Source organism: Thioalkalivibrio sp. ALE16 (assembly GCF_000381305.1).
Taxonomy (GTDB): Bacteria; Pseudomonadota; Gammaproteobacteria; order Ectothiorhodospirales; family Ectothiorhodospiraceae; genus Thioalkalivibrio.
In genome coordinates this window covers 64,044-88,369 of sequence record NZ_KB906365.1, presented here as the reverse complement: position 1 = coordinate 88,369, position 24,326 = coordinate 64,044, and the positions used below count along the sequence as shown (strand labels likewise).

Here is a 24,326-nt window from a genome sequence, read left to right as displayed (position 1 = left end):
GTGTCCCTGATCAACCCGATCGCGATGGAAGACGGGCTGCGCTTTGCGATCCGCGAAGGTGGCCGCACCGTCGGCGCCGGCGTCGTCTCCAAGATTATTGAGTGAACGAGATGGCTAACCAGCGCATTCGAATTCGTCTGAAGGCCTTTGATCATCGACTGATCGACCGCTCCGCGGCCGAGATTGTCGAGACCGCGAAGCGGACCGGCGCCCGGGTCAAAGGGCCGATTCCGCTGCCGACCAAGCGCGAGGCGTACACGGTCCTGGTCTCCCCGCACGTCAACAAGGACGCGCGTGACCAGTACGAGCTGCGTACGCACAAGCGCCTGATGGATATCCTCGATCCGACCGACAAGACCGTGGATGCCCTGATGAAGCTGGATCTGGCCGCGGGCGTCAATGTTCAGATCAGGCTTAACTAACGTTAAATTTTCTGCCATACTATTGGGCTTTCCGTGGCCCGGCGGAATTTTCGCCGGGCCACGGCTTTAGGGCGCTTGATAGCGCCGTCTGATACGGAAGGGGTTTTGTAATGGCTCTTGGACTCATCGGTCGCAAGCTCGGCATGTCGCGCGTCTTTACGGACGACGGCGTCTCCGTGCCGGTCACGGTGCTGCAGGTGGACAACAATCGCGTGGTCCAGATCAAGCGCACTGAAGGCGACGGCTACAACGCGGTCCAGGTGACGGCGGGCTCGCGCAAGCCGTCTCGGGTAAGCAAGCCGGAGGCCGGTCACTTTGCTGCGGCGTCGGTGGAACCGGGTCGTGGTCTGTGGGAATTCCGCGTGGACGAGGCCGATCTGGAAGGCCTGGCCGCCGGTGATGCGATCACCGTTGACCGGTTCGAGGAAGGTCAGATCGTCGACGTGACCGCGCAGAGCAAGGGCAAGGGCTTCCAGGGTGCGGTAAAGCGTCACAACTTCCGCACCCAGGACGCGACCCATGGCAACTCGCTGGCGCACCGTGCCCCGGGTTCCATTGGGCAGAACCAGAGCCCCGGCCGCGTGTTCAAGGGCAAGAAGATGGCCGGCCACATGGGCGCGGAGCGCAAGACCATCCAGAACCTCAAGGTGGTGCGTGTCGACGCCGATCGCAGTCTGGTCCTGGTTCAGGGTGCCGTGCCGGGCGCGCCGAGTTCCGACGTGATGATTCGTCCGGCCGTGAAGGCGAAGGGTTAAGACAATGCAAGTAACGACTGCCGATACCGGGGCCAGCGTCGAGCTGTCCGCCGTCTGCTTCGAGCGGGAATTCAACGTATCCCTGGTGCATCAGAGCGTGGTCGCGCAGCTCGCCGGAGCCCGCAGCGGCACCCGTGCGCAGAAGACGCGCGCCCAGGTGAGCGGCGGCGGCATCAAGCCGTTCCGTCAGAAGGGCACCGGCCGTGCGCGTGCCGGCACCATCCGCAGCCCGCTGTGGACCGGGGGCGGCAAGGTATTCGCGGCGCGCACCCAGGATTTCTCGCAGAAGCTCAACAAGAAGATGTATCGCGCCGCGATGGCGTCGATCCTCTCCGAGCTGCTGCGCCAGGATCGCCTGAAGGTGGTTGCGGGCTTTGCCGTTGAATCCGGCAAGACCCGCGACGGCGTCGCGAAGCTGAAGGAACTGGGCCTGGAGAAGGGTCTGGTGGTCCTGGCCGAAGAGGACGCGATGACCGCCCGCGCCCTCGGCAACGTGCCGCACGTGGACGTGATCGACGTCAACGGCGTCAATCCTGCCAACCTGGTCGGGGCCGAGACGGTCGTGATCACGGAAGGCGCCATCCGCAAGCTCGAGGAGTGGCTGGCATGAATTCGCGTCTGATGCAGATTATTCAGGGTCCGGTGGTGTCCGAGAAATCGACCAACGCCGGGGAAGTCGGGCAGTACGTGTTTCGCGTGCTGCCGGATGCCGACAAGGCCGAGATCAAGGCCGCGATCGAGAAGCTGTTCGAGGTTCGTGTCCAGCAGGTCCGCACGCTGAACCAGCAGGGCAAGAACAAGCGCTTCGGTCGCCAGTTCGGTCGTCGTAACCACTGGAAGAAGGCCTATGTCGCGCTCGCCGAGGGCGAGAGCATCGACATGGGTGAAGGAGAACAGGTCTAGTCATGGCGATTATCAAGACCAATCCGACGTCGGCCGGACGCCGTCACGCGGTTCAGATCCGCGGTGACGGTCTGCACAAGGGCGCCCCGCATGCGGCGCTGGTGGAGAAGCAGACGCGCACGGGCGGCCGAAACAATTCCGGGCGCATCACCACCCGTCACGTGGGTGGTGGGCACAAGCAGCGCTATCGCATCGTCGACTTCAAGCGGAACAAGGACAACGTCCCGGGCAAGGTCGAGCGCCTGGAATATGATCCGAACCGGAGCGCCCATTTGGCACTGGTACTGTACGCGGACGGCGAACGTCGGTACATTATCGCGCCTCGCGGCCTGAAGCAGGGGGACGCGGTGCACAGCGGCTCCCAGGCCCCCATCCGGGTGGGCAACGCGATGCCTCTGCGCTCGATTCCGGTCGGTACGGTGATTCACTGCATCGAGATGAAGCCGGGCAAGGGCGCCCAGATCGCCCGTTCCGCCGGTGCCTCGGCCCAGGTCGTGGCCCGCGAAGGCGCCCACGCCACCATCCGGCTGCGCTCCGGCGAGATGCGTCGCATCCCGTCCGAATGCCGCGCCACGGTGGGCGAGGTCGGGCATACGGAGCACAGCCTGAAGAAGTTCGGGAAGGCCGGTGCCAAGCGCTGGACGGGCGTGCGCCCGACCGTGCGCGGCACCGCGATGAACCCGGTCGACCATCCGCATGGTGGTGGTGAAGGGCGCAACTTCGGGCGTCACCCGGTGACCCCGTGGGGCCGTCCGACCAAGGGTTACAAGACCCGCAACAACAAACGTACCGACGGCATGATCGTGCGTCGGCGCAAGAAGTAACGGAGTGCCAGCATGCCGCGTTCACTGAAAAAAGGCCCGTTCGTCGACCACCACCTGCGCAAGAAGGTGGAAGAGGCGCGCGAGAAGAACGATCGCCGGCCGATCAAGACCTGGTCGCGTCGCTCGATGATTATCCCGCAGATGGTGGGTCTCACCCTCGCGGTTCACAACGGGCGTCAGCATGTTCCGGTGCTGGTCAACGAAAACATGGTCGGCCACAAGCTGGGCGAGTTTGCGTTGACGCGGACCTTCAAGGGTCACATCGCCAACAAGAAGTCGCGCTGAGGACGAACGATGGAGACGATTGCAAAACTGCGCTACGCGCGCATCTCGCCGCAGAAAACGCGGCTGGTCGCCGACCAGGTTCGTGGTATGCGCGTGGAAGAGGCCCTGAACGAGCTGACCTTCAGCCCGAAGAAGCCGGCCGCCATCGTGAAAAAGGTGCTGGAATCCGCGATCGCCAATGCGGAGAACAACGACGGCGCCGACATCGACGAGCTGCGCATCTCGCGCATCCAGGTCGACGAGGGCCCCGTGCTCAAGCGCATGCAGGCGCGTGCCAAGGGCCGCGGCAACCGCATCATGAAGCGCACCAGTCACATCGTGATTGGCGTTAGCGAGAAGGGAGCGAACTAACCATGGGTCAGAAAGTACATCCAACCGGCATCCGGCTGGGCATTTCTCGCCCGTGGTCGGCGACCTGGTACGCCGACGGTCGTGAATTTGGCGAGACGCTGAACAACGACATCAAGCTGCGCGAATTCCTGCAGAAGAAACTCGCGCACGCGTCGGTGAGCCGCATTACTATCGAGCGTCCGGCCAAGGCCGCGCACATCACGATCCATACGGCGCGTCCGGGGATCGTGATCGGCAAGAAGGGCGAGGACATCGAGAAGCTGCGTCGTGAAGTCGCGGCGGAGACGGGCCTGGACCAGGGCAACGTCAAGATCAATATCGAGGAAGTGCGCAAGCCCGAGATCGAGGCCCAGCTGGTGGCGGAAGGGATTGCCCAGCAGCTCGAGCGCCGCATCATGTTCCGCCGTGCGATGAAGCGCGCCGTCGGCAATGCCATGCGCCTGGGTGCCCAGGGGATCAAGGTGCACGTCTCCGGCCGTCTGAACGGCGCCGAGATCGCGCGTTCCGAGTGGTACCGGGAAGGGCGTGTGCCGCTGCACACCCTGCGTGCCGATATCGACTACGGCTTCGCCGAGGCCCGTACGACCTACGGGATCATCGGTGTGAAGGTGTGGATCTTCAAGGGCGAAGTCTTCGGTCTCGAGCCGGTCGAAGGGACGCGCGCTGCGGCCAACGCGAGCTAGGACATAGACCATGTTGCAGCCAAAAAGAACCAAATTCCGCAAGCAGTTCAAGGGCCGGAACCGGGGCATGGCCTCGACCGGTGCCAAGGTCAGCTTCGGCGAGTACGGCCTGCAGGCCGTTGAACGCGGTCGCATTACCGCGCGCCAGATCGAGGCCGCGCGGCGTGCGATGGTGCGTCACATCAAGCGTGGCGGGAAGATCTGGATCCGGGTGTTCCCGGACGTGCCGGTGACCAAGAAGCCGCTTGAAGTGCGTATGGGCAAGGGCAAGGGTGGCGTGGAGTACTGGGTTTGCAAGATCCAGCCCGGCCGCGTGCTCTACGAGATGGAAGGCGTTCACGAGGACGTGGCCCGCGAGGCCATGCGCCTGGCCGCCGCCAAGCTCCCGGTCAAGACGGTCTTCACCCGTCGGCAGGTGATGTAATGAAAGCAGAAGAACTCAGAAAGAAGTCGGATGACGATCTGAACCAGGAGCTGGAAGCGCTCTACAAGGAGCAGTTCGGCCTCCGTATGCAGAAGGCGATCGGACAGCTCGCGCGCCCGGATCGCGTCGGCAAGGTGCGGCGCGAGATCGCGCAGATCAAGACGCTGATGAATGAACGCAGAAGGGCAGGCTAAGAAGATGACCGAAGAAGGTTCCAAGACTCAGCGTTCCGTCGTGGGGCGGGTGATCAGCGACAAGATGGACAAGACCCGGACGGTCCTGGTCGAGCGTCGCGTGCGTCATCCGCTGTACGGCAAGTTCATCCGCCGCAGCACGAAACTGCACGTCCACGACGAGGAGAACGTTTCCCGCATGGGCGATCGGGTTCGTATCCGTGAATGCCGGCCGGTTTCCAAGCAGAAGCGCTTTGCCCTGATCGAAGTGGTCGGGCAGGACGCGCTCTGAATCGGCTGCCAGGAGATAAGTCATGATTCAAATGCAGACCGTGCTCGAGGCCGCCGATAACAGCGGCGCCCGACGCATCCAGTGCATCAAGGTGCTGGGCGGCTCGCACCGCCGGTACGCCCGTGTGGGCGATGTCATCAAGGTGAGCGTCAAGGACGCGATCCCGCGTGGCAAGGTCAAGAAGGGCGATGTGTACGACGCCGTCGTGGTGCGTACCGCCTCCGGCGTGCGGCGCCCGGATGGTTCGATCATCCGCTTCGACCGCAACGCCGCGGTCCTGCTGAACAACCAGCACCAGCCGATCGGCACCCGTATCTTCGGGCCGGTGACGCGTGAACTGCGAGGGGAGAAGTACATGAAGATTATCTCCCTCGCCCCGGAAGTGCTGTGAGGACGTGATGAACAAGATTCGCAAGGGCGACGATGTCGTCGTGATCGCGGGCAAGGACAAGGGTCGCCGCGGGACCATCATCAAGGTCCTGGACGGCAAGGTCCTGGTCCAGAACATCAACATGGTGAAGAAGCATCAGAAGCCGAACCCGCAGCAGGGTGTCGGTGGCGGGATCATCGAGAAGGAAATGCCGATCGATGTCTCGAACGTGATGCTCTTCAACCCGGCAACCGACAAGGGTGATCGCGTGTCGTTCAAGACCCTGGAAGACGGCCGCAAGGTGCGGGTCTTTCGCTCGAACGGCGAGGTCGTGGACGCATAACGCGGGACGGACGGTTTATGGAACGCTTGAGAGAAGAATACGAATCCAACGTGAAGCAGGCCCTGCGCGAGCAGTTCGGCTATGCCAACGTGATGGAGATTCCGCGCATCACCAAAGTGACCCTCAATATGGGTCTCGGCGATGCGGTCGCGGACAAGAAGGTGATCGAACACGCGGTCGGTGATATGACTGCGATCGCCGGGCAGAAGCCGGTGGTCACCAAGGCACGCAAGTCGATTGCGGGCTTCAAGATCCGTGATGATTATCCCATCGGCTGCAAGGTGACCCTGCGGCGCCGGCAGATGTACGAATTCCTGGATCGCCTGATCAATGTGGCGCTGCCCCGGGTACGCGACTTCCGCGGTTTTTCCGCGAAGGCGTTCGACGGCCGCGGCAACTACAGCCTGGGCATCAAGGAACAGATCATCTTTCCGGAGATTGACTACGACCGTGTCGACAAGCTGCGCGGCATGGACATCACCATCACAACCAGCGCAAAGACGGACGCGGAAGCCAAGGCCCTTCTGGAGGCCTTCCGATTCCCGTTCCGGCAGTAAACGAGGTAGGCGCACATGGCGAAGGTATCGATGGTCGAGCGCGAGAAAAAGCGCGAACGACTGGTAAAGAAGTACGCGGCCAAGCGGGCCGAACTCAAGGCAATCCTGGTGGACGACACCAAGTCCTCCGAGGAACGTCTGGCGGCCATGCATGCGCTGCAGAAACTGCCGCGTGATTCGTCGCGCGTGCGTCAGAAGAACCGCTGTGGCGTGACCGGCCGGCCGAAGGGCTATTACCGCCGGTTTGGCCTGGGGCGCAACAAGCTGCGGGAATACGCCATGAAGGGCGAGATTCCGGGCCTGCGCAAGGCGAGCTGGTAAGGAGATTTGAAGCGATGATGACCGATCCGATTTCCGACATGCTCACCCGCGTGCGCAATGCGCAGCGCGCGAACAAGGAGCAGGTCGCCATTCCCTACAGCAAGGCCAAGGAGCGCATCCTGAAGGTCTTCGCGGAAGAGGGTTTCGTGGGCGACATGCAGGTCGAGGGCGAAGCCGCACAGAAGAAGCTTGTGGTGAAGCTGAAGTATTTCGAGGGACGGCCGGTCATCGAGACCGTCGAACGGATTTCCCGCCCGGGTCTGCGGATCTATCGCGGCAAGGACGAACTGCCGCGGATCAACGCGGGCCTTGGTGTCGCGGTGATCTCCACGCCGCAGGGTGTCATGAGTGACCGCGCAGCCCGGGCCGCTGGCCAGGGTGGCGAGGTCCTCTGCAAGATCTACTGAGGAATCAGCCATGTCGCGCATTGCAAATCTGCCGATCCAGCTGCCGAGCGGTGTGTCCGTGGAGCAGACGGACAGCGAGATCAAGATCAAGGGCCCGAAGGGCGAGCTTCAGCTCACCTGCCCCGAGGCGGTGACGGTTACCGTCGAGGACGGCGTGGTGCGTGTGAAGGCCGCCGAGAATGCGAAAAACGTCGCGCTCGCCGGTACCATCCGTGCGCTGCTCGGGAATCATGTCCACGGTGTCAGCCAGGGGTTCGAACGGGCCCTGGAGCTGGTGGGTGTCGGCTACCGCGCGCAGATGCAGGGCGCGAAGCTGAACCTGACCCTCGGGTATTCGCATCCGATCGACTTCGAGATCCCCGAGGGTGTGACGGTGGAAACGCCGACCCCGACCGAGGTCGTGGTCAAGGGGACCGATCGCCAGAAGGTGGGCCAGGTGGCCGCGAATATTCGCGCCTTCCGCCCGCCGGAGCCCTACAAGGGCAAGGGCGTGAAGTACAAAGACGAGCGCATTGTGCGCAAAGAAGCCAAGAAGAAGTAGGTAGGCACCAGTGGACAAGAAAGAGGCCAGAATTAAGAGGGCGCGTCGCGCACGGTTCAAGATCCGTGAGCTGGGGGTGCATCGTCTCTGTATCCACCGGACGCCCCGCCACATGTACGCGCAGATCATCGCCCCGTCCGGCGACGCGGTACTCGCCGCGGCGTCAACGGTGGAGAAGGATCTGAAGAATGCCGGTGGTTCGACCGGGAACGCCGAGGCGGCGGCCCGTGTGGGGCAGGCGATTGCCGAGCGCGCGCGCAAGGCCGGTATTGAACAGGTCGCGTTTGACCGCGCGGGTTTCCGTTATCACGGACGGGTGAAGGCTCTGGCCGACGCCGCACGTGAAAACGGCCTGCAGTTCTAGTCAAACGGGATCGAGCGGAGAGAGATATGGCACGTAACGATGTAAGCGAAGCGCAAGACGGCCTGCAGGAAAAGCTGATTGGCGTGAACCGCGTGGCCAAGGTGGTCAAGGGCGGTCGCCAGTTCCGGTTTGCCGCACTGACGGTGGTGGGCGACGGAGAAGGTCGCGTGGGCTATGGCTATGCCAAGGCGCGCGAGGTTCCGGCCGCGATCCAGAAGGCAATGCAGCAGGCGCGGATGGAGATGCGCAACGTGGCCCTGCACGAAGGGACCCTGCACTACGCGGTCAATGGCCGCCACGGTGCCGCGAACGTCTACATGCAGCCCGCCTCGGAAGGTACCGGGATCATCGCCGGCGGGGCCATGCGGGCCGTGCTGGAAGTGGCCGGGGTGCGTAACGTGCTTGCCAAATGCGTGGGATCGCGCAATCCGATTAACGTCGTGCAGGCCACGATCGACGGGCTCACCACGGTGAGCTCGCCGGAGCGTGTGGCGGCCAAGCGCGGCAAGACCGTTGACGAAGTGACGAGCTAAGCCATGAGCAAGCTGAAACTGACCCTGGTACGCAGCACCGCCGGCCGCATCGCATCGCACAAGGCGTGCGTCCGCGGCTTGGGGCTGCGCAAGACCCACAGCACCTCGACGGTCGAGGCCACCCCGGAAAATCTGGGCATGGTCAAGAAGGTGTCGTACCTGCTGAAGGTAGAGGAAGTCTAACGATGCGACTGAATGAGATTGCAAGCCCCGACGGCGCCCGCAAGCCGGGCAAGCGCGTCGGTCGTGGCATTGGTTCCGGTCTGGGCAAGACTGGCGGCCGTGGCCACAAGGGCCAGAAGTCCCGCTCCGGCGGCTTCACCAAGGTCGGCTTCGAAGGCGGCCAGATGCCGTTGCAGCGGCGCCTGCCGAAGGTGGGCTTCCGCTCCCGCAAGCAGCAGTACGCGGCCGAAGTGCGCCTGAGCGAGCTGGCCAAGGTGGACGGTGACGTGACCCTGGAAAGCCTCAAGGCCGCCGGTGTCGTGCGCAGCGACGCCCAGAGCGCGAAGATCTTCGCCTCCGGTGAAGTCTCCCGTGCCTGCGCCGTGAAGGGCGTGGGTGTGACCAAGGGTGCGCGGGCCGCGATCGAAGCGGCCGGCGGGAGCGTCGAGGCCTAAATAATGGCGCGTGGAGCGACAGCACGTTCCGGTGGCGGACTCACCGGCTTTACTGAGTTACGCCAACGCTTGCTGTTCGTGCTGGGCGCCCTGGTGGTGTACCGCATCGGGACGTTCATCCCCGTGCCGGGCATCAACCCGGTCGCGGTGTCGCAGTTCTTCGAGCAACAAAGCGGCACGATCCTGGACATGTTCAACATGTTCTCGGGCGGGGCGCTGGAACGGCTGTCGATCTTTGCCCTCGGGGTGATGCCCTATATCTCCGCCGCGATCATCATGCAGCTGCTCGCGGCCACCGTGCCGGCCCTGCAGCAGCTGAAGAAGGAAGGCGAGCAGGGGCGGCGCAAGATCACGCAGTACACGCGCTACGGGACCGTGGCGCTGGCGCTGTTTCAGAGTATCGGGATCGGGATTGCGCTGAATGGACAGACCATTCAGGGCATGCCGATGGCGCTGAACCCGGGGCCGATCTTTATCTTTACGGTGGTCGTCTCGCTGGTGACCGGTACCCTGTTCCTGATGTGGCTGGGCGAGCAGATCACCGAGCGCGGCATCGGGAACGGGATCTCGATCATCATTTTCGCGGGGATCGTGGCGGGGCTGCCGGGGGCCATTGGCGGCACCCTGGAGCTGGCGCGTACCGGCGAACTGGCGGCGGCGTTCGTGGTGATCCTGATCGTGCTGGCGCTGGCGGTGACGGCCTTCGTGGTGTTCGTCGAGCGCGGTCAGCGACGCGTGACGATCAATTACGCGAAACGCCAGGTCGGGCGGAAGATGGTGGGCGGGCAGTCCTCCCACCTGCCGCTGAAGCTGAACATGGCCGGGGTGATTCCGCCGATCTTCGCCTCCAGTATCATCCTGTTCCCATCGACGCTGGGGCAGTGGTTCGGGCAGGCCGAAGGGATGGACTGGCTGCGCGAGATCTCGACGACGCTGGCGCCGGGGCAGCCGCTGTACGTGATGTTCTATGCGGCCGCGATTATTTTCTTCTGCTTCTTCTACACCGCGCTGGTGTTCAACTCCCGGGATACCGCGGAGAACCTGAAGAAGCAGGGCGCCTTCATCCCGGGGATTCGTCCCGGGGTGCAGACGGAACGGTTTATTGACGGGGTCATGACCCGGCTGACGGCGGTGGGCGCGGTCTATATCACCGCGGTCTGCCTGCTGCCCGAGTTCCTGATCCTGTACTGGAACGTGCCGTTCTACTTCGGTGGGACGTCGCTGCTGATCATCGTGATCGTGGTGATGGATTTCATGGCCCAGCTGCAGTCGCATCTGGTGTCCCACCAGTACGAAGGGTTGATGAAGAAAGCGAATCTGAAGGGTTTCGGCGGTACCGGGATCCGCTAGACCAGGAGAAAGACCATGAAGGTACGTGCATCTGTAAAGCCGATCTGCCGAAACTGCAAGGTCATTCGGCGTAACGGTGTGGTGCGGGTGATCTGTTCGGATGCCCGCCACAAGCAGCGCCAGGGCTAACGCTTGGCGTAACGGATATTCATTGCTACTATAGCCGGCTTTGCCGGATTTAGATGGAGAGGTTGGATGGCTCGCGTCGCTGGAATCAATATTCCTGACCAGAAGCACACGGTAATCGCGCTGACCGCGATCTATGGCATTGGCCCCACCCGGGCCGGCCTGATCTGCGATGCCGCGGGTGTGCGTCGGGACATCAAGGTGCGGGATCTGACCGATGCCGAAGTCGATGCCCTGCGCGCGCAGATCGACAAGATCCCCGTGGAAGGGGATCTGCGCCGGGAAGTCAGCATGAACATCAAGCGGCTCATGGACCTGGGCTGCTACCGGGGCGTGCGTCACCGCCGCGGCCTCCCGCTGCGGGGTCAGCAGACGCAGACGAATGCACGCACCCGTAAGGGCCCGCGTCGCCCGATTCGCAAGTAATCAGACTGGGATCTCAGGTACATGGCACAAGCGCAGACTCGGACCAAGAAGAAGGTCCGCAAGAATATCGCCGAGGGCGTGGCTCACGTATATGCCACGTTCAATAATACGATCATCACGATCACGGACCGGCAGGGCAATACGATCAGCTGGGCCACCTCCGGTGGCTCCGGTTTCCGTGGTTCCCGCAAATCCACGCCGTTCGCCGCGCAGATCGCGGCCGAACGGGCCGGGACGACCGCGGCCGAGCACGGCGTGAAGAATCTCGACGTGATGGTGCGGGGCCCGGGTCCGGGTCGCGAATCGGCGGTGCGTGCGCTGAACAATGCCGGGTTCAAGATCACGAACATCAGTGATGTGACCCCGATCCCTCACAACGGCTGCCGGCCGCCCAAGAAACGCCGCGTTTAAGGCTGGAGTTCGAGAATGGCTCGTTACATTGGACCGAAGTGCAAGCTCAGCCGCCGCGAAGGCGTGGATCTGGGCCTGAAGAGCGGCGCCCGCGCGCTGGAAACCAAGTGCAAGCTGGACAAGCCGCCGGGTCAGCACGGTGAACGCCGTACCCGCCTGTCCGACTATGCCGTGCAGCTGCGCGAGAAGCAGAAGCTGCGCCGGATCTACGGCGTGCTGGAGAAGCAGTTCCGCAACTATTACAAGAAGGCCGCCCAGCGCAAGGGCTCGACCGGCGAGAACCTGCTGAAGCTGCTAGAAGGTCGTCTGGACAACGTCGTGTACCGCATGGGCTTCGGCGCCACCCGCTCGGAAGCGCGGCAGCTGGTGGCGCATCGCGCGATCATGGTGAATGGCCAGGTGGTGAACATCGCCGCCTATCAGGTTCAGCCGTCGGATGTGGTCACGGTCCGCGAGAAGGCCCGCAAGCAGGTCCGCATCCAGGATGCGATGACCCTGGCCGAGCAGACCGGTTTCCCGAGCTGGGTCGAAGTCGACACCAGCAAGTTCGAAGGGACCTTCAAGGCGATCCCGGACCGTTCGGATCTGCCCGCGGACATCAACGAGTCGCTCGTCGTCGAGCTGTACTCGAAGTAATCGTTTTTCGGCCTGGCGCCAGGAGTCACAATGCAGTCGAACGAACTGGTCAAGAAACAGCAGATCGAGGTCGAGGCCGAGAACCGGAATCAGGCCAAGGTCGCGCTCGAGCCGCTGGAACGCGGTTTCGGGCATACCCTGGGCAATGCCCTGCGGCGTGTGCTGCTGTCGTCCATCCCCGGTGCCGCGATCGTCGAGGCCCGGATCGAGGGCGTGCTGCACGAATACACCACGATCGAAGGGGTGCAGGAGGACGTCGTTGACATCCTGCTGAACCTCAAGGGCGTGGCGCTGCGCATGCACAGCCGTGACGAATCCACCCTGACCCTGAAGAAGAAGGGTCCGTGCGTGGTGACGGCGGGTGACATCCAGGTGGACCATGACGTGGAGGTCGTGAATCCTGAACACGTGATCGCGACCATCACCAAGAACGTCGACCTGGACGTGACGCTGACCGCGCGGGCCGGCCGTGGCTATGAGCCCGTGAGCGCCCGACGCCAGTCCGAGGCGGGCGACGATACGGGCATCGGCCGACTGCTGCTGGATGCCAGCTTCAGCCCGATCCGCCGCGTGTCCTACCGCGTCGAGAGCGCGCGTCTGGCGCAGCGTACCGACATGGACCGCCTGGTGCTGGAACTGGAGACCAACGGTGCGATCGCGCCGGATGACGCGGTGCGTCAGGCAGCGACGATCCTGCAGGGCCAGCTGGCCCCGTTCGTCGACCTCCAGGAAGAGGCCGGCGAGGTGGTCGGGACCGCCGGTGGTGCGATCGACCCGGTCCTGCTGCGTCCGGTGGACGAACTGGAGCTCACGGTGCGTTCGGCGAACTGCCTGAAGGCGGAGAACCTGTACTACATCGGGGACCTGGTTCAGCGCACCGAGGTCGAGCTGCTGCGCGCGCCGAACCTCGGCAAGAAGTCGCTCACCGAGATCAAGGACACGCTGGCGACCCATGGGCTGTCGCTGGGCATGCGTCTCGAGAACTGGCCGCCGCCGGGTCTGCGCGACGACAACGAGTAATCACGGCGCCCTGCGCCCATCGTTTTTCTAGAGGAAGCCTCTCATGCGTCATCGTCATTCCGGCCGTCAGCTGGGCCGTAACAGCTCGCACCGCAAGGCCACGTTTCAGGCCCTGTCCGTGGCCCTGTTCCGGCACGAACTGATCAAGACCACGCTGCCCAAGGCGAAGGAACTGCGCCGGGTCGCCGAGCCGCTGATCACCATGGCCAAGGAAGACAGCGTGCATGGCCGTCGCACGGCCTTTGCGCGTCTGCGCGACAAGGAGATCGTGGGCAAGCTGTTCAGTGAGCTGGGTCCGCGCTATCAGCAGCGCCCGGGTGGCTATCTGCGTATCCTCAAGTGCGGCAATCGTCCGGGTGACAACGCCCCGATGGCCTACGTGGAGCTGGTGGATCGCCCCGAGGGCGATTCCGGGGACGGCGAAGCCGCCTGAGATTTCGCAGTGCAATGAACCGCACCCTCTCGGGGGTGGCGGTCCCAAGAAAGCCGGCCTCGTGCCGGCTTTCTTGCGTCCGGGGCGGGGTGTTTGCGAGCCGGTCGCGGGATGCGCGGCTTCAGTTGGAGACGGCCCGAGGGCGGGCGGCCGGGGCCAGGAGCGGCGCGAGGAACTGGCCGGTGTGGCTGTTGGGGGTGGCGGCGACGGTCTCCGGGGTGCCGGCGACCAGCAGTTCGCCGCCGCCGCTGCCGCCTTCGGGCCCGATGTCGATCAGCCAGTCAGCGGTCTTGATCACGTCGAGGTTGTGCTCGATCACGACGATGGTGTTGCCGTGGTCGCGCAGGCGGTGGAGCACGCGCAGGAGCTGGGCGATGTCTTCGAAATGGAGCCCGGTGGTGGGTTCGTCGAGGATATAGAGGGTGCGTCCGGTGTCGCGCTTGGAGAGCTCGCGCGCCAGCTTGATGCGCTGGGCCTCGCCGCCGGAGAGGGTGGTCGCGTTCTGGCCGAGCTGGATGTAGGACAGCCCGACCTCCATCAGCATCTCCAGCTTGCGGTGGATGACCGGCACGGGCTGGAAGAAGTCGAGGGCCTCTTCCACCGTCATCTCGAGGACCTCGTGGATGTTCTTGCCCTTGTAGCGCACCTCCAGCGTCTCGCGGTTGTAGCGGTGGCCCTTGCAGACGTCACAGGGCACGAAGACATCCGGGAGGAAGTGCATCTCGACCTTGATCACGCCATCCCCCTGGCAGGCCTCGCAGCGCCCGCCACGGACGTTGAAAGAGAAGCGCCCCGGCTTGTAGCCGCGCGAGCGGGCCTCGGCGGTGGCGGCGAACAGCTCGCGGATGGGGGTGAACAGTCCGGTGTAGGTCGCCGGGTTCGAGCGCGGTGTGCGCCCGATCGGGCTCTGGTCGATGTCGACGACCTTGTCGATGCGTTCCAGGCCGTCGATGCGCTCGTGGGCCTCGATGTGGTGGCGGCCCCCATGCAGGGCGGTCGCGACGGCCGGATAAAGGGTGTTGTTGACCAGGGTCGACTTGCCGGATCCGGACACGCCGGTGACGCAGGTGAACAGGCCCGTAGGGAAGGCGAAATCGCCGCCCTTGAGATTGTTGCCGCGCGCGCCGATCACCCGTATTTCGGCTTCCGGATCGGCAGCGTGGCGCTGTTCCGGGACCGGGATAGATCGTGTGCCCCGCAGGTAGGCACCGGTGAGCGATTCAGGATGCGCGGCGACGGCCTCGGGGGTCCCGGAGGCGACGATCTGGCCCCCGTGGCGGCCGGCGCCCGGTCCGATGTCCACTACGTGATCGGCCTGTCGGATGGCGTCTTCGTCATGCTCGACGACAATCACAGTGTTGCCGAGGTCGCGCAGGTGGCTGAGGGTGTTGAGCAGCCGCGCATTGTCGCGCTGGTGCAGGCCGATGGAGGGTTCGTCGAGGATGTACATGACGCCGACCAGGGCCGAGCCGATCTGCGACGCCAGCCGGATGCGCTGGGCTTCCCCGCCGGACAGGGTGTCGGCGGAGCGGTCCAGCGTCAGGTAGTCGAGCCCGACATCGTTGAGGAAGCCGAGGCGCGCGGAGATCTCGCGCACGATCTTCTCCGCGATCTGGGCGAAACGCCCGGGCAGGCGCAGGTCGCTGAAGAAGGTCTGGGCATTGGCCACGCTCATGTGCGTGACCTCCGGCAAGGTCAAGTCATTGACGAACACATGGCGCGCGGCGGAATTCAGGCGCGTGCCGTGGCAGTCGGGGCAGGGCTGCTCCGCCAGGTAGCGGCCCAGCTCCTCGCGCACGGCAGAGGAGTCGGTCTCGCGGTAGCGCCGTTCGAGGTTCGGGATCACGCCCTCGAACACGCGTTCGTCGGTGCGCAGGCGGCCGTTGGCGGCGGGCGTGGCGAGCTTGACCTTCTCCTTGCCGGAGCCGTGCAGGACCACCGCGCGCACCTCCGCGGGCAGCTCCTGCCACGGGGTCTCTACGTCGAAGCCGTAGTGCCGGGCCAGGCTGGTCAGCAGGCTGAAGTACCAGGCGTTGCGTCGGTCCCAGCCGCGCACGGCCCCGCCGGCCAGGCTCAGCTCCGGCTGCGAGACCACGCGCTCGGGATCGAAGAACTGGTGTACGCCCAGGCCGTCGCAGGTGGGGCAGGCCCCGGCCGGGTTGTTGAACGAGAACAGGCGCGGCTCCAGCTCGCGCAGCGCATATCCGCAGACCGGGCAGGCGAAGCGGGCGGAGAAGATCATCGGTTCGCGTTCCGGCTCGTCCATCCAGGCGATCAGGGCCAGGCCGTCGGCGAGCTCGGTGGCCGTCTCGAAGGACTCGGCCAGACGCTGGCGCAGGTCCTCGCGCACGCGGAAGCGGTCGATCACGATCTCGATGTTGTGCTTGCGCTTCGGGTCCAGCGCCGGCAGGGCATCGAGGTCGTGAATCCCGCCATTGATGCGCGCGCGCAGGTACCCCTGGGAACGCATCGCCTCCAGCATCTTGTGATGCTCGCCCTTGCGTCCGCGCACCACGGGCGCGAGCAGCATGACCTTGTCGCCCTCCGGCAGCTCCAGCACCTGGTCCACCATCTGCGAGATGGTCTGTGCGGCCAGGGTCTCGCCATGTTCCGGGCAGCGCGGTTCGCCGGCGCGGGCGAACAGCAGGCGCAGGTAGTCGTAGATCTCGGTAATGGTGCCGACGGTGGAGCGCGGGTTGTGCGAGGTGCTCTTCTGTTCGATGGAGATCGCCGGCGACAGGCCCTCGATCTGGTCGACGTCGGGTTTCTCCATCATCGACAGGAACTGCCGGGCATAGGTGGACAGGCTCTCCACGTAGCGGCGCTGGCCCTCGGCAAACAGGGTGTCGAAGGCCAGCGACGACTTGCCCGAGCCGGAGACGCCGGTGATCACGATCAGCCGCTCGCGTGGCAGATCGAGGTCCACGTTCTTCAGGTTATGGGTGCGGGCGCCGCGAATGCTGATGCTGTCCATGGGGCTGGGTCGACTCCACCGGGTTGCGTCGCGCGGTGTGCCCGGTCATCCGGGGTACCGCAAACCGGCCATCTTAACACCCGGGCGTGCGGCGCCATGGTTTCCGCGCCGGGGTTGCCGGTAAACTCCGCTGCCATGAACACCCCTCCGTCCATGCGCCGGTTCCGGACGCCATGAGCCCGCGGGAGTTGCGCGCCACCACCGGGCTCGCGGCGATCTATGGCGTGCGCATGGCGGGCCTGTTCATGGTCCTGCCCGTCTTCATGCTGCATGCCGACCGTATCCCCGGCGCGACCCCGCTGCTGATGGGGCTGGCGCTGGGGATCTACGGCCTCACCCAGGCGATTCTGCAGATCCCGTTCGGGCTGCTGTCCGACCGCGTGGGGCGCAAGCCGCTGATCCTGGTCGGCCTGCTGCTGTTCGTTGCCGGCAGCCTGGTGGCCGCGCTGGCGGAGACCATCCACGGCATCATCCTCGGGCGTGCCCTGCAGGGGGCCGGCGCGGTGGCCGCGGTGATCCTGGCCCTGACGGCGGACCTGGTCGGCGAGGAGCGTCGGATGCGGGCGCTGGCTGCCATCGGCTTGACCATCGGTCTGACCTTTACCGCCGCGATGGCCCTGGGCCCCTTGGTGGACCGTGCGGCGGGGCTGGAGGGGGTCTTCGGCCTCTCTGCGCTGCTCGGGTTGGTCGCGATCGTGATCCTGTTCCTGTGGGTGCCGAGCCCGGATCGGGTGCGCAGGCATCCGGACATGGTGCCGGTGTGGTCCGCGTTGCCGCGGGTCCTGCGCGCCCCCGACCTGCTGCGCCTGAATCTCGGCATCTTTGTGCTGCACCTGGTGCTGGCCGCGAACTTCCTGGTGATCCCGGTCCTGCTGCTGGAGACCCTGGCGCTGCCCGGGGCGAGTCACTGGAAGTTCTATGTGCCGGTCCTGCTGGCGGGGTTCGTGCTGATGCTGCCGGGGATCATCTTCGGCGAGCGGCGGCGGCGCGTGCACGCCGTGCTGCGCGCGGCGATCCTCCTGCTGGCCGGGGTGCAGGTCCTGCTGGCCCTGCTGGTGCTGGACGGTGGCGGCCTGTGGACGCTGGGCGCCTTGATGATCCTGTTCTTCGCCGCGTTCAATCTGCTGGAGGCCGGATTGCCGTCCCTGGTGGCACGCGTGGCGCCGGTGGCCCACAAGGGCACCGCGATGGGCGGCTTCGCCACCGCGCAGTTCCTCGGGATCTTCGCCGGCGGGATGCTGGGGGGCGCCTTGCTGACGGTCGCCGGGCCGGTCGGCGTGTTCCTCGCCGGGGTGCCTTTGCTGCTGCTGTGGTGGTGGGGGGCGCGCGGGATGCAGCCGCGCTACCGCTCCAACCGCGTGCTGGCGCTGCCCGCCCACTGGTCCGGTCGCGAGGCCGAGCTGCTGCGCCTGATCGCGCACTGGCCGGGGGTGCACGAGGCCGAGCTGTCGCCGGACGCCGGGTCCCTCTACCTGAAGGTGGAGCCCGGCGGTCCGGATACCCCCGAGCTGGCGGCCTGGCTGGCGCGCCCGCCCTCCCGGTAGCGCCGGCAGGACGTGCCCGCTCCGCGTCGTGGACCGGTGCACTGTCGCGGCGGGGGCGGGCTGCTACACTATCGGGTCTGTCTCTCCATGCCCGACTGAAGGAGGCCCCATGGCCCGCGGCGTCAACAAAGTCATCCTGCTCGGCAACCTCGGGGCCGACCCGGAAAAGCGCGAGACCCCCAACGGGGTTACCGTCACCAACCTGCGTCTGGCAACGTCGGAACAGTGGACCGACAAGAATTCCGGCGAGAAGCGCGAGAACACCGAATGGCACCGGGTGGTGATGTTCGGGCGCCTGGCGGATATCGCCGCGCAGTATCTGTCCAAGGGCTCGCAGGTCTATATCGAAGGCAAGATCCAGACGCGCAAGTGGCAGGACCAGTCCGGCAACGACCGCTACAGCACCGAGGTGGTCGCCAACGACATGCAGCTGATCGGCGGTCGCGGGGGCGGCGGCGGTGGCGGGTTCGATCAGGACCCGGGTTATGGCGGCGGCAATGCCTATGGCGGTGGCGGCCAGCAGAGCGGCAATCGCAGCAGTGCACCGGTCTCCGGTGGCGGCTTCGACGATGACGACGTCCCGTTCTAGCCACCGCGATCCCTGAACTCCCCAACCAGCGAAGTACCGAGAGCATGATCCGCAAGGTCTACATCCAGACGCACGGCTGCCAGATGAACGAGTACGACTCCGATCGCATGCTCGACGCGCTGCGCGAGCTGCACGGGGCCGAGCGTACCGACGATCCGGAGCAGGCCGATGTCCTGTTGATGAACACCTGCTCCATCCGCGAGAAGGCGCAGGAGAAGGTCTTCTCGCTGCTGGGGCGCTGGCGCCAGATCAAGGAGCGCCGGCCGGAGGTAATCATCGGCGTGGGGGGCTGTGTCGCCAGCCAGGAGGGTGATGCCCTGCGCGAACGCGCTCCGTACGTGGACCTGGTGTTCGGCCCGCAGACCCTGCACCGGCTGCCGGCCATGATCCAGTCGGTGCGCCGCGAGCGCGCGCCGGTGGTGGATATCTCCTTCCCCGAGATCGAGAAGTTCGACCGCTTGCCGGAGCCGAAGGCCGATGGCCCGACCGCGTTCGTCTCGGTGATGGAGGGCTGTTCCAAGTACTGCAGCTTCTGCGTGGTGCCCTATACCCGCGGTGACGAGATCAGCCGGCCGTTCGACGACGTGATCGCCGAGGTGGTCGCGCTGGCCGCGCAGGGGGTCCGGGAGATCAACCTGCTGGGACAAAACGTGAATGCCTATCAGGGGCCGATGGAGGACGGTGATACCGCCGACCTCGCGCTGCTGATTCACTACGTCGCCGCGGTGGACGGGATCGAACGCATCCGCTTCACCACCTCGCACCCGGTGGAGTTCTCCGATTCGCTGATCCAGGCCTTTGCCGACGAGCCCAAGCTGGTCAGTCACCTGCACCTGCCGGTACAGAGCGGCTCCGACCGCATCCTGGCGCAGATGAAACGCGGCCACACGATTCTGGAATACAAGTCCAAGATCCGCCGCCTGCGCGAGGCGCGCCCGGACCTGGACCTGTCCTCCGACTTCATCGTCGGCTTCCCCGGCGAGACGGATGCCGACCACGCGGCGACCATGAAGCTGATCGAGGAGCTGCACTTCGACTTCTCCTTCAGCTTCATCTACAGCGCCCGTCCGGGCACACCGGCGGCCTCGCTGCCGGACGACGTGCCGCTGGCCACCAAGAAGGCCCGCCTGGCCGAGCTGCAGGCCCTGATCGAGCAGCACGGGCGCGAACGCAACCAGGCCATGGTCGGCAACATCGAGCCCGTACTGGTCGAGGGCCCGGCCAAGCGCAATCCCGGCGAACTGGCCGGACGCACGGCGAACAACCGCATCGTGAACTTCGCCGGCGACCCCGGCCTGATCGGGCAGATGATCCCGGTCGAGATCACCGATGCCCTGGCGCATTCCCTGCGCGGCCGAACCGTGGAGCGGGCCATGTCTGCGGCCGTCGGCGCCTAGGGAAACACTGAACAATGTGCATGTTCGCGTTGGCACCCCATGTTTTCCGAGTCAAGGCGCGGTCCGCAGGCGGTAGTGGTTCTACCGGCAAGGGCCGCAACGCAGGATCGGGGAACATGGGGTGTCAACCCCACAAATCATTTGAAGCCGGGGCTCGGCCGCTTTTGCCCGCGGACGGCGTTGCGGCTCGTTCATGTAGCCAGGCTACACTTCACTCACCGCGCCTGGTCAGCGAGCAAAAGCGACTCGAGCGCGAACATGCACATTGTTCAGTGGTTCCCTAGCGCATGGCCAATCGTCTGGATTTCACCCTGGAACCCGGTGACCAGGAGACGCTCGCGCGGATCTCCGGGCCGCTGGATGCCCATCTGCGCCTGATCGAGTCGCGCCTGGGCGTGGCCGTGCACAACCGCGGCCCGCGCTTTAATCTGACCGGTCCGAAGACCGCGGTGCAGGCCGCCGGGGCGCTGATCCACGACCTCCATCGCATGGCGCAGGAGGAGCCGGTCAGCCTGGAACAGGTGCATACGGCGCTGCAGACGGCGCATGTCGAAGGCCTGGCCGAGCCCGACGGCAATGCGGGCGATCCGTCGCTGCGTCTCAAGCGCGCGGTGATCCGCGGGCGCGGCCCGCGCCAGGCGAAATACCTGGCGGCGATTGCGCAGCACGACCTCAGTTTCGGCATCGGGCCGGCCGGTACCGGCAAGACCTTCCTCGCGGTCGCCGCCGCCGTCGCGGCGCTGGAACAGGACCGCGTGCAGCGCCTGGTGCTGGTGCGCCCGGCGGTGGAGGCCGGCGAGCGTCTGGGTTTCCTGCCCGGCGACCTGGCGCAGAAGATCGACCCCTACCTGCGCCCGATGTACGACGCGCTGTACGAACTGATGGGCTTCGACCAGACCGCGCGCCTGATGGAGCGTCAGGTGATCGAGGTGGCCCCGCTGGCCTACATGCGCGGGCGCACCCTGAATGAGGCCTTCATCATCCTCGACGAGGCGCAGAACACCACGGTTGAGCAGATGAAGATGTTCCTGACCCGCATCGGCTTTGGTTCCACGGCGGTCGTCAACGGCGACATCACCCAGGTCGACCTGCCGCGCGGCCAGCGCTCCGGGCTCAAGCACGCGATGCAGATCCTGAACGACGTGGAGGGTGTACATATCACCCGCTTCCAGGCGGGTGACGTGGTGCGCCATCCGCTGGTGCAGCGCATTGTGGAGGCCTACGACGCCCACGACAGCGCCTCCGGCAAACCGGATGCGGCGCCCGAGTCCGGTGCCGGCGCCGCTGTGGACGGGCAGGACGCCGATGGGGCTTGAGGTTGCGGTGCAGTACGCCGTGCCGCGCGCCGGCCTGCCGGCTGCCACCACCCTGCACCGCGCGGCCCGCGCGGCCTGGCACGGCGCCGGCGAGGCCGCGGTGACGCTGCGCCTGGTGGATGTCGACGAGGGGCGCACCCTGAACCATGCCTTCCGCGGCCGCGACTACGCGACCAATGTACTGTCCTTCCCCGCACCGGAGCTGCCACCCGGTCTGCCGCCCGAGGCGAACGCCTATCTCGGCGACGTCATCCTGTGCGCGCCGGTGCTGGCGCGCGAGGCGGTGGAGCAGGGCAAGCCCCTGGCCGCCCACTACCACCACATGGTGGTGCACGGGATGCTGCACCTGCAGGGGATGGATCACCAGACGCCGGACGAGGCCGCGCGGATGGAGGCCGTTGAGCGCTCCATCCTGGCCGGGTTAGGCTATCCCGACCCCTACGCCGAGCATCCGGTCCGTGCCCTGACGCCGCACCCAGCCGGAAACGCCCCCGATGCCTGAACCCGAACCCGACGAGCAACCGATCTGGCGGCGCTGGCTGGCCCGCGTCGCCGAGACCCTGCGTCCGCGCCGCGAGCCGGCCACCCGCCGCGAGCTGATCGAGACCCTGCGGGGCGCCCACGCCCGCGAACTGGTCGACCCCGAGGCCCTGACCATGTTGGAGGGCGTGCTCAACGTCGCCGACATGCAGGTGCGCGACATCATGATCCCGCGCGCGCAGATGGAAGTGGTCCGCCGGGATGCGGGGCTCTCCGAGTTTCTCCCCGACGTGGTGGCCTCCGCGCACTCGCGGCTGCCGGTGGTCGGGGATCACCGTGACGAGGTCGTTGGCGTCCTGCTGGCCAAGGACCTGCTGCGCTTCTTCGGCGAGCCCGACGATGCTGCCTTCGACATGCAGGAGATCCTGCGCCCGGCGGTGTTCGTGCCGGAGAGCAAGCGTCTGAACGTGCTGCTGAAGGAGTTCCGCCTGAGCCGTAACCACATGGCGATCGTGGTGGACGAGTACGGGGGCGTGGCCGGCCTGGTGACCATCGAGGACGTGCTGGAGCAGATCGTCGGCGAGATCGAGGACGAGCACGATGTCGAGGACTACCTGACCCAGATCATGCAGCACCCCGGCGGGCGCTACACCATCAAGGCGCTGACGCCGATGGAGGAGTTCAACGCCTACTTCCAGACCGCCTACAGCGAGGCCGACTTCGACACCATCGGAGGCCTGGTGCTGTCGCACTTCGGGCATGTGCCGCGGCGCGGCGAACAGATCGTGGTGGATGGCATGCAGTTTCGCGTATTGCGGGCCGACAACCGGCGTCTGCATCTGCTGGAGATGCGCCTGCCCGAGCCGGATGGCCGCGTGACCACCGGCGAGGGGGCGCAGCCATTCGATGGCCCGGCCCCGGAGCCGGGCGACCACCGCGCCCCCTGACGGTCATGCCGATCCGTGTCGCGGACTTGCCGCCCTGGGCCGCGGGGCTGGTGGCCCTGCTGGCCGGGGCGGGGGCGACCCTGGCCTTCGCCCCGGTGGGCTGGTTCCTGGCGGCCCCGCTGGCCCTGGCCGCCTGGTTTGCCCTGCTGCCCGGGGTGACCCCGCGCCGGGCCGCCGGGATCGGCTATGCCTTTGGTCTCGGATTCTTCGGCGTCGGGGTGACCTGGATCTTCAACAGCCTGCTGGTGTTCGGCCAGGCCCCGCTGGTCGTGGCCTCGCTGATTACCGTGCTGTTCGTGCTGGCCATGGCGGTCTATCCGGCGCTGCTGGCCGCGCTGGCGGCGCGCTTCCTGCCGCTGGGGCGTCCGGCCGGGATGCTGGCGCTGGCCGGTGGCCTGGTGCTGATGGAGCTGGCGCGCTCCTGGCTGTTCTCCGGCTTTCCCTGGCTCCTGTTCGGGCACACCGTGCTGGACACACCGCTGCAGCCCTGGCTGCCGCTGGCCGGCGAGCTGGGGGCGGGGCTGGTCGTGGCACTGCTGGCGGTGGCCGTGGTCAGCGTGTTCCGGGCCGGGCAGCGCGGGGCGGGCGCGGGGCTGGTCGGGGTGCTGGTGCTGGCCTCGCTCGTGCTGGGGCTCGCGCGCTGGGCGGAGCCGGGCGGCGAGGCGATCTCGGTGGCCATGGTGCAGGGCAATATCGATCAGGCACGCAAGTGGGATGCCGACGGCATCGAGTATTCGCTGGGGATCTACCAGGAACTGACCCGCGAGGCAGGGGACGTGGATCTGGTGGTCTGGCCGGAGACCGCGATCCCGGCGTTCTATGTGGAAGTGCAGCGCCCGCTGGGGCAGCTCGCGCAGTCGCTGGCGGAGCACGATGCCGAGCTGCTGGTCGGGGTGTTCGACCATGCTTCGGCCGGCCGTCACGTCTACAACTCGGTGATCAACGTGACCACCGGCGCGGGGTACAACAAGCGCCAGCTGGTCCCGTTCGGCGAATATATCCCGCTGCGCGGCCAGCTCGACTGGCTGGACCGGCTGCTGGCGATCCCGATGTCCGACCTGTCCCCGGGGACCGGTGACGGGCGCATGCGGGTGGCCGGCCAGACGGCCGGGGTCAGCATCTGTTACGAGTCTGCGTATTCGCGCCACATCCGGGCCGCGCTGCCGGAGGCGGGATTCCTGGTCAATGTCTCCAACGACGCCTGGTTCGGCGACAGCCTGGCGCCGGCCCAGCATCTGCAGATCGCCCGGGTGCGGGCGGTGGAGACCGGGCGCCCGATGATCCGCGCGACCAATACCGGGATCTCGGCCCTGATCGATGCCGATGGCCGCATTCTGGAGCGTTCGGGCTCCTTTACCCGCGAGGTGGTCACCGGCACCCTGCAGCCGCGTCAGGGCGTGACGCCGGCGACGGCCACCGGGGCGGGCCCGGCCGTGCTTGCCGCGCTGGTGCTGGTGATTGCCGGTGCCGCCGTCGGGCGCCGGCGCGGCGCCCGCGGGGCCGACTGAACCC

Annotated in this window: 36 protein-coding genes and 1 pseudogene; 36 read left to right on the top strand and 1 reads right to left on the bottom strand. The window is 66.0% G+C overall.

Going from position 1 to position 24,326, the window contains the following annotated elements; translation table 11 throughout:
- The 29 genes and pseudogenes from F627_RS16540 to rplQ all read left to right on the top strand — a co-directional run.
- Positions 1–105 (top strand): annotated as a pseudogene (locus F627_RS16540) (elongation factor Tu); the annotation flags it as partial.
- Between the two features lie 5 nt (positions 106–110).
- Positions 111–422: a 30S ribosomal protein S10 gene (rpsJ, locus tag F627_RS0110935; RefSeq protein WP_018865670.1), complete on the top strand. Its 312-nt coding sequence runs from the start codon at positions 111–113 to the stop codon at positions 420–422.
- Between the two features lie 110 nt (positions 423–532).
- Entirely contained in the window at positions 533–1,177 is a 645-nt protein-coding gene (gene rplC / locus F627_RS0110930; RefSeq protein ID WP_018878096.1) for a 50S ribosomal protein L3, read from the top strand.
- Between the two features lie 4 nt (positions 1,178–1,181).
- On the top strand, positions 1,182–1,787 hold the full coding sequence (gene rplD / locus F627_RS0110925) for a 50S ribosomal protein L4 (RefSeq protein ID WP_019584042.1): 606 nt from the start codon (positions 1,182–1,184) through the stop codon (positions 1,785–1,787).
- Entirely contained in the window at positions 1,784–2,080 is a 297-nt protein-coding gene (gene rplW / locus F627_RS0110920; RefSeq protein WP_017941073.1) for a 50S ribosomal protein L23, read from the top strand. The genes rplD and rplW overlap by 4 nt, the downstream gene beginning before the upstream one ends.
- Before the next feature lie 2 nt (positions 2,081–2,082).
- The gene (rplB, locus tag F627_RS0110915; RefSeq protein WP_018865673.1) at positions 2,083–2,904 is read left to right on the top strand and encodes a 50S ribosomal protein L2; all 822 of its coding nucleotides are present in this window, start codon (positions 2,083–2,085) and stop codon (positions 2,902–2,904) included.
- Between the two features lie 12 nt (positions 2,905–2,916).
- Complete coding sequence (rpsS, locus tag F627_RS0110910; protein WP_018139876.1) at positions 2,917–3,189, top strand: 30S ribosomal protein S19; 273 nt, start codon at positions 2,917–2,919, stop codon at positions 3,187–3,189.
- A gap of 9 nt (positions 3,190–3,198) precedes the next feature.
- Positions 3,199–3,540 (top strand): 50S ribosomal protein L22, encoded by a 342-nt coding sequence (gene rplV, locus F627_RS0110905; RefSeq protein ID WP_018865674.1) that lies wholly within the window; start codon positions 3,199–3,201, stop codon positions 3,538–3,540.
- Positions 3,541–3,542: 2 nt separating this feature from the next.
- Positions 3,543–4,223, top strand: coding sequence for a 30S ribosomal protein S3 (gene rpsC / locus F627_RS0110900; RefSeq protein ID WP_018865675.1), 681 nt, complete (start codon positions 3,543–3,545; stop codon positions 4,221–4,223).
- A 10-nt stretch (positions 4,224–4,233) separates the two neighbouring features.
- Entirely contained in the window at positions 4,234–4,647 is a 414-nt protein-coding gene (gene rplP / locus F627_RS0110895) for a 50S ribosomal protein L16 (protein WP_017941078.1), read from the top strand.
- On the top strand, positions 4,647–4,841 hold the full coding sequence (gene rpmC, locus F627_RS0110890) for a 50S ribosomal protein L29 (protein WP_018865676.1): 195 nt from the start codon (positions 4,647–4,649) through the stop codon (positions 4,839–4,841). Before rplP ends, rpmC begins: the two co-directional genes overlap by 1 nt.
- Before the next feature lie 4 nt (positions 4,842–4,845).
- Positions 4,846–5,112 (top strand): 30S ribosomal protein S17, encoded by a 267-nt coding sequence (gene rpsQ, locus F627_RS0110885; RefSeq protein WP_018865677.1) that lies wholly within the window; start codon positions 4,846–4,848, stop codon positions 5,110–5,112.
- 22 nt (positions 5,113–5,134) lie between these two features.
- Complete coding sequence (gene rplN / locus F627_RS0110880) at positions 5,135–5,503, top strand: 50S ribosomal protein L14 (RefSeq protein ID WP_017941081.1); 369 nt, start codon at positions 5,135–5,137, stop codon at positions 5,501–5,503.
- Positions 5,504–5,510: 7 nt separating this feature from the next.
- Complete coding sequence (gene rplX, locus F627_RS0110875) at positions 5,511–5,825, top strand: 50S ribosomal protein L24 (protein WP_018865678.1); 315 nt, start codon at positions 5,511–5,513, stop codon at positions 5,823–5,825.
- Positions 5,826–5,842: 17 nt separating this feature from the next.
- Positions 5,843–6,382 carry a 50S ribosomal protein L5 gene (gene rplE / locus F627_RS0110870; protein WP_018865679.1) on the top strand — a complete coding sequence of 180 codons (540 nt, stop codon included), beginning with the start codon at positions 5,843–5,845 and terminating at the stop codon, positions 6,380–6,382.
- A gap of 15 nt (positions 6,383–6,397) precedes the next feature.
- Positions 6,398–6,703 (top strand): 30S ribosomal protein S14, encoded by a 306-nt coding sequence (gene rpsN, locus F627_RS0110865; protein WP_018865680.1) that lies wholly within the window; start codon positions 6,398–6,400, stop codon positions 6,701–6,703.
- Between the two features lie 14 nt (positions 6,704–6,717).
- Complete coding sequence (gene rpsH, locus F627_RS0110860) at positions 6,718–7,110, top strand: 30S ribosomal protein S8 (protein WP_017941085.1); 393 nt, start codon at positions 6,718–6,720, stop codon at positions 7,108–7,110.
- Between the two features lie 10 nt (positions 7,111–7,120).
- Positions 7,121–7,651, top strand: a complete 531-nt coding sequence (gene rplF / locus F627_RS0110855; protein ID WP_018865681.1) for a 50S ribosomal protein L6 — start codon at positions 7,121–7,123, stop codon at positions 7,649–7,651.
- Positions 7,652–7,661: 10 nt separating this feature from the next.
- Positions 7,662–8,015, top strand: coding sequence for a 50S ribosomal protein L18 (gene rplR, locus F627_RS0110850; RefSeq protein ID WP_019584041.1), 354 nt, complete (start codon positions 7,662–7,664; stop codon positions 8,013–8,015).
- 26 nt (positions 8,016–8,041) lie between these two features.
- A complete protein-coding gene (gene rpsE / locus F627_RS0110845; protein WP_018865682.1) occupies positions 8,042–8,548 on the top strand; it encodes a 30S ribosomal protein S5 in 507 nt (168 codons plus the stop codon).
- Between the two features lie 3 nt (positions 8,549–8,551).
- Positions 8,552–8,731 (top strand): 50S ribosomal protein L30, encoded by a 180-nt coding sequence (gene rpmD / locus F627_RS0110840; protein ID WP_017941089.1) that lies wholly within the window; start codon positions 8,552–8,554, stop codon positions 8,729–8,731.
- A 2-nt stretch (positions 8,732–8,733) separates the two neighbouring features.
- Entirely contained in the window at positions 8,734–9,165 is a 432-nt protein-coding gene (rplO, locus tag F627_RS0110835) for a 50S ribosomal protein L15 (protein WP_018865683.1), read from the top strand.
- A 3-nt stretch (positions 9,166–9,168) separates the two neighbouring features.
- Complete coding sequence (secY, locus tag F627_RS0110830; protein ID WP_018146441.1) at positions 9,169–10,515, top strand: preprotein translocase subunit SecY; 1,347 nt, start codon at positions 9,169–9,171, stop codon at positions 10,513–10,515.
- 15 nt (positions 10,516–10,530) lie between these two features.
- A complete protein-coding gene (gene rpmJ / locus F627_RS0110825) occupies positions 10,531–10,644 on the top strand; it encodes a 50S ribosomal protein L36 (protein WP_018881305.1) in 114 nt (37 codons plus the stop codon).
- A gap of 66 nt (positions 10,645–10,710) precedes the next feature.
- Positions 10,711–11,067, top strand: coding sequence for a 30S ribosomal protein S13 (rpsM, locus tag F627_RS0110820; protein WP_017941092.1), 357 nt, complete (start codon positions 10,711–10,713; stop codon positions 11,065–11,067).
- Between the two features lie 21 nt (positions 11,068–11,088).
- Positions 11,089–11,478: a 30S ribosomal protein S11 gene (rpsK, locus tag F627_RS0110815; RefSeq protein WP_017941093.1), complete on the top strand. Its 390-nt coding sequence runs from the start codon at positions 11,089–11,091 to the stop codon at positions 11,476–11,478.
- A 15-nt stretch (positions 11,479–11,493) separates the two neighbouring features.
- A complete protein-coding gene (rpsD, locus tag F627_RS0110810; protein ID WP_018865685.1) occupies positions 11,494–12,114 on the top strand; it encodes a 30S ribosomal protein S4 in 621 nt (206 codons plus the stop codon).
- 30 nt (positions 12,115–12,144) lie between these two features.
- Positions 12,145–13,134 carry a DNA-directed RNA polymerase subunit alpha gene (gene rpoA, locus F627_RS0110805; protein ID WP_018865686.1) on the top strand — a complete coding sequence of 330 codons (990 nt, stop codon included), beginning with the start codon at positions 12,145–12,147 and terminating at the stop codon, positions 13,132–13,134.
- 43 nt (positions 13,135–13,177) lie between these two features.
- The gene (gene rplQ, locus F627_RS0110800; protein WP_018865687.1) at positions 13,178–13,567 is read left to right on the top strand and encodes a 50S ribosomal protein L17; all 390 of its coding nucleotides are present in this window, start codon (positions 13,178–13,180) and stop codon (positions 13,565–13,567) included.
- Between the two features lie 121 nt (positions 13,568–13,688).
- Here rplQ and uvrA read toward each other — a convergent pair whose 3' ends face one another.
- Entirely contained in the window at positions 13,689–16,541 is a 2,853-nt protein-coding gene (gene uvrA, locus F627_RS0110795) for an excinuclease ABC subunit UvrA (RefSeq protein WP_019584040.1), read from the bottom strand.
- 173 nt (positions 16,542–16,714) lie between these two features.
- On the opposite strand from uvrA, the gene F627_RS0110790 reads away from it, so the two are divergent.
- The 7 genes from F627_RS0110790 (at position 16,715) to lnt (ending at position 24,322) form a co-directional block, all read left to right on the top strand.
- Entirely contained in the window at positions 16,715–18,085 is a 1,371-nt protein-coding gene (locus tag F627_RS0110790) for an MFS transporter (protein WP_019584039.1), read from the top strand.
- A gap of 109 nt (positions 18,086–18,194) precedes the next feature.
- Positions 18,195–18,674, top strand: coding sequence for a single-stranded DNA-binding protein (gene ssb / locus F627_RS0110785; protein ID WP_019584038.1), 480 nt, complete (start codon positions 18,195–18,197; stop codon positions 18,672–18,674).
- A 44-nt stretch (positions 18,675–18,718) separates the two neighbouring features.
- Positions 18,719–20,071 carry a tRNA (N6-isopentenyl adenosine(37)-C2)-methylthiotransferase MiaB gene (gene miaB, locus F627_RS0110780; protein WP_018865691.1) on the top strand — a complete coding sequence of 451 codons (1,353 nt, stop codon included), beginning with the start codon at positions 18,719–18,721 and terminating at the stop codon, positions 20,069–20,071.
- Between the two features lie 287 nt (positions 20,072–20,358).
- A complete protein-coding gene (locus tag F627_RS0110775) occupies positions 20,359–21,387 on the top strand; it encodes a PhoH family protein (protein WP_018865692.1) in 1,029 nt (342 codons plus the stop codon).
- On the top strand, positions 21,377–21,889 hold the full coding sequence (ybeY, locus tag F627_RS0110770; RefSeq protein WP_018865693.1) for an rRNA maturation RNase YbeY: 513 nt from the start codon (positions 21,377–21,379) through the stop codon (positions 21,887–21,889). Before F627_RS0110775 ends, ybeY begins: the two co-directional genes overlap by 11 nt.
- Positions 21,882–22,814, top strand: coding sequence for an HlyC/CorC family transporter (locus F627_RS0110765; RefSeq protein WP_018865694.1), 933 nt, complete (start codon positions 21,882–21,884; stop codon positions 22,812–22,814). The genes ybeY and F627_RS0110765 overlap by 8 nt, the downstream gene beginning before the upstream one ends.
- Positions 22,815–22,819: 5 nt before the next feature.
- Positions 22,820–24,322 carry an apolipoprotein N-acyltransferase gene (gene lnt / locus F627_RS0110760; protein ID WP_019584037.1) on the top strand — a complete coding sequence of 501 codons (1,503 nt, stop codon included), beginning with the start codon at positions 22,820–22,822 and terminating at the stop codon, positions 24,320–24,322.
- The last annotated feature ends 4 nt before the right edge of the window (positions 24,323–24,326 follow it).

Coding starts and splice junctions, on each gene's coding strand:
- rplV (WP_018865674.1), top strand. CDS start 3,199: ATGGAGACGATTGCAAAACTGCGCTACGCGCGCATCTCGCCGCAGAAA.
- lnt (WP_019584037.1), top strand. CDS start 22,820: ATGCCGATCCGTGTCGCGGACTTGCCGCCCTGGGCCGCGGGGCTGGTG.
- rpmJ (WP_018881305.1), top strand. CDS start 10,531: ATGAAGGTACGTGCATCTGTAAAGCCGATCTGCCGAAACTGCAAGGTC.
- ybeY (WP_018865693.1), top strand. CDS start 21,377: ATGGGGCTTGAGGTTGCGGTGCAGTACGCCGTGCCGCGCGCCGGCCTG.
- rpsS (WP_018139876.1), top strand. CDS start 2,917: ATGCCGCGTTCACTGAAAAAAGGCCCGTTCGTCGACCACCACCTGCGC.
- rpsJ (WP_018865670.1), top strand. CDS start 111: ATGGCTAACCAGCGCATTCGAATTCGTCTGAAGGCCTTTGATCATCGA.
- rpsM (WP_017941092.1), top strand. CDS start 10,711: ATGGCTCGCGTCGCTGGAATCAATATTCCTGACCAGAAGCACACGGTA.
- rpsC (WP_018865675.1), top strand. CDS start 3,543: ATGGGTCAGAAAGTACATCCAACCGGCATCCGGCTGGGCATTTCTCGC.
- rplF (WP_018865681.1), top strand. CDS start 7,121: ATGTCGCGCATTGCAAATCTGCCGATCCAGCTGCCGAGCGGTGTGTCC.
- rpsD (WP_018865685.1), top strand. CDS start 11,494: ATGGCTCGTTACATTGGACCGAAGTGCAAGCTCAGCCGCCGCGAAGGC.
- rpsQ (WP_018865677.1), top strand. CDS start 4,846: ATGACCGAAGAAGGTTCCAAGACTCAGCGTTCCGTCGTGGGGCGGGTG.
- F627_RS0110765 (WP_018865694.1), top strand. CDS start 21,882: ATGCCTGAACCCGAACCCGACGAGCAACCGATCTGGCGGCGCTGGCTG.
- F627_RS0110775 (WP_018865692.1), top strand. CDS start 20,359: ATGGCCAATCGTCTGGATTTCACCCTGGAACCCGGTGACCAGGAGACG.
- rplP (WP_017941078.1), top strand. CDS start 4,234: ATGTTGCAGCCAAAAAGAACCAAATTCCGCAAGCAGTTCAAGGGCCGG.
- uvrA (WP_019584040.1), bottom strand. CDS start 16,541: ATGGACAGCATCAGCATTCGCGGCGCCCGCACCCATAACCTGAAGAAC.
- rplW (WP_017941073.1), top strand. CDS start 1,784: ATGAATTCGCGTCTGATGCAGATTATTCAGGGTCCGGTGGTGTCCGAG.
- ssb (WP_019584038.1), top strand. CDS start 18,195: ATGGCCCGCGGCGTCAACAAAGTCATCCTGCTCGGCAACCTCGGGGCC.
- rplB (WP_018865673.1), top strand. CDS start 2,083: ATGGCGATTATCAAGACCAATCCGACGTCGGCCGGACGCCGTCACGCG.
- rplC (WP_018878096.1), top strand. CDS start 533: ATGGCTCTTGGACTCATCGGTCGCAAGCTCGGCATGTCGCGCGTCTTT.
- rplN (WP_017941081.1), top strand. CDS start 5,135: ATGATTCAAATGCAGACCGTGCTCGAGGCCGCCGATAACAGCGGCGCC.
- rplX (WP_018865678.1), top strand. CDS start 5,511: ATGAACAAGATTCGCAAGGGCGACGATGTCGTCGTGATCGCGGGCAAG.
- rpsE (WP_018865682.1), top strand. CDS start 8,042: ATGGCACGTAACGATGTAAGCGAAGCGCAAGACGGCCTGCAGGAAAAG.
- rpoA (WP_018865686.1), top strand. CDS start 12,145: ATGCAGTCGAACGAACTGGTCAAGAAACAGCAGATCGAGGTCGAGGCC.
- rpsH (WP_017941085.1), top strand. CDS start 6,718: ATGATGACCGATCCGATTTCCGACATGCTCACCCGCGTGCGCAATGCG.
- miaB (WP_018865691.1), top strand. CDS start 18,719: ATGATCCGCAAGGTCTACATCCAGACGCACGGCTGCCAGATGAACGAG.
- rplO (WP_018865683.1), top strand. CDS start 8,734: ATGCGACTGAATGAGATTGCAAGCCCCGACGGCGCCCGCAAGCCGGGC.
- rpmC (WP_018865676.1), top strand. CDS start 4,647: ATGAAAGCAGAAGAACTCAGAAAGAAGTCGGATGACGATCTGAACCAG.
- rpsN (WP_018865680.1), top strand. CDS start 6,398: ATGGCGAAGGTATCGATGGTCGAGCGCGAGAAAAAGCGCGAACGACTG.
- rpsK (WP_017941093.1), top strand. CDS start 11,089: ATGGCACAAGCGCAGACTCGGACCAAGAAGAAGGTCCGCAAGAATATC.
- F627_RS0110790 (WP_019584039.1), top strand. CDS start 16,715: ATGAGCCCGCGGGAGTTGCGCGCCACCACCGGGCTCGCGGCGATCTAT.
- rpmD (WP_017941089.1), top strand. CDS start 8,552: ATGAGCAAGCTGAAACTGACCCTGGTACGCAGCACCGCCGGCCGCATC.
- secY (WP_018146441.1), top strand. CDS start 9,169: ATGGCGCGTGGAGCGACAGCACGTTCCGGTGGCGGACTCACCGGCTTT.
- rplD (WP_019584042.1), top strand. CDS start 1,182: ATGCAAGTAACGACTGCCGATACCGGGGCCAGCGTCGAGCTGTCCGCC.
- rplQ (WP_018865687.1), top strand. CDS start 13,178: ATGCGTCATCGTCATTCCGGCCGTCAGCTGGGCCGTAACAGCTCGCAC.
- rplE (WP_018865679.1), top strand. CDS start 5,843: ATGGAACGCTTGAGAGAAGAATACGAATCCAACGTGAAGCAGGCCCTG.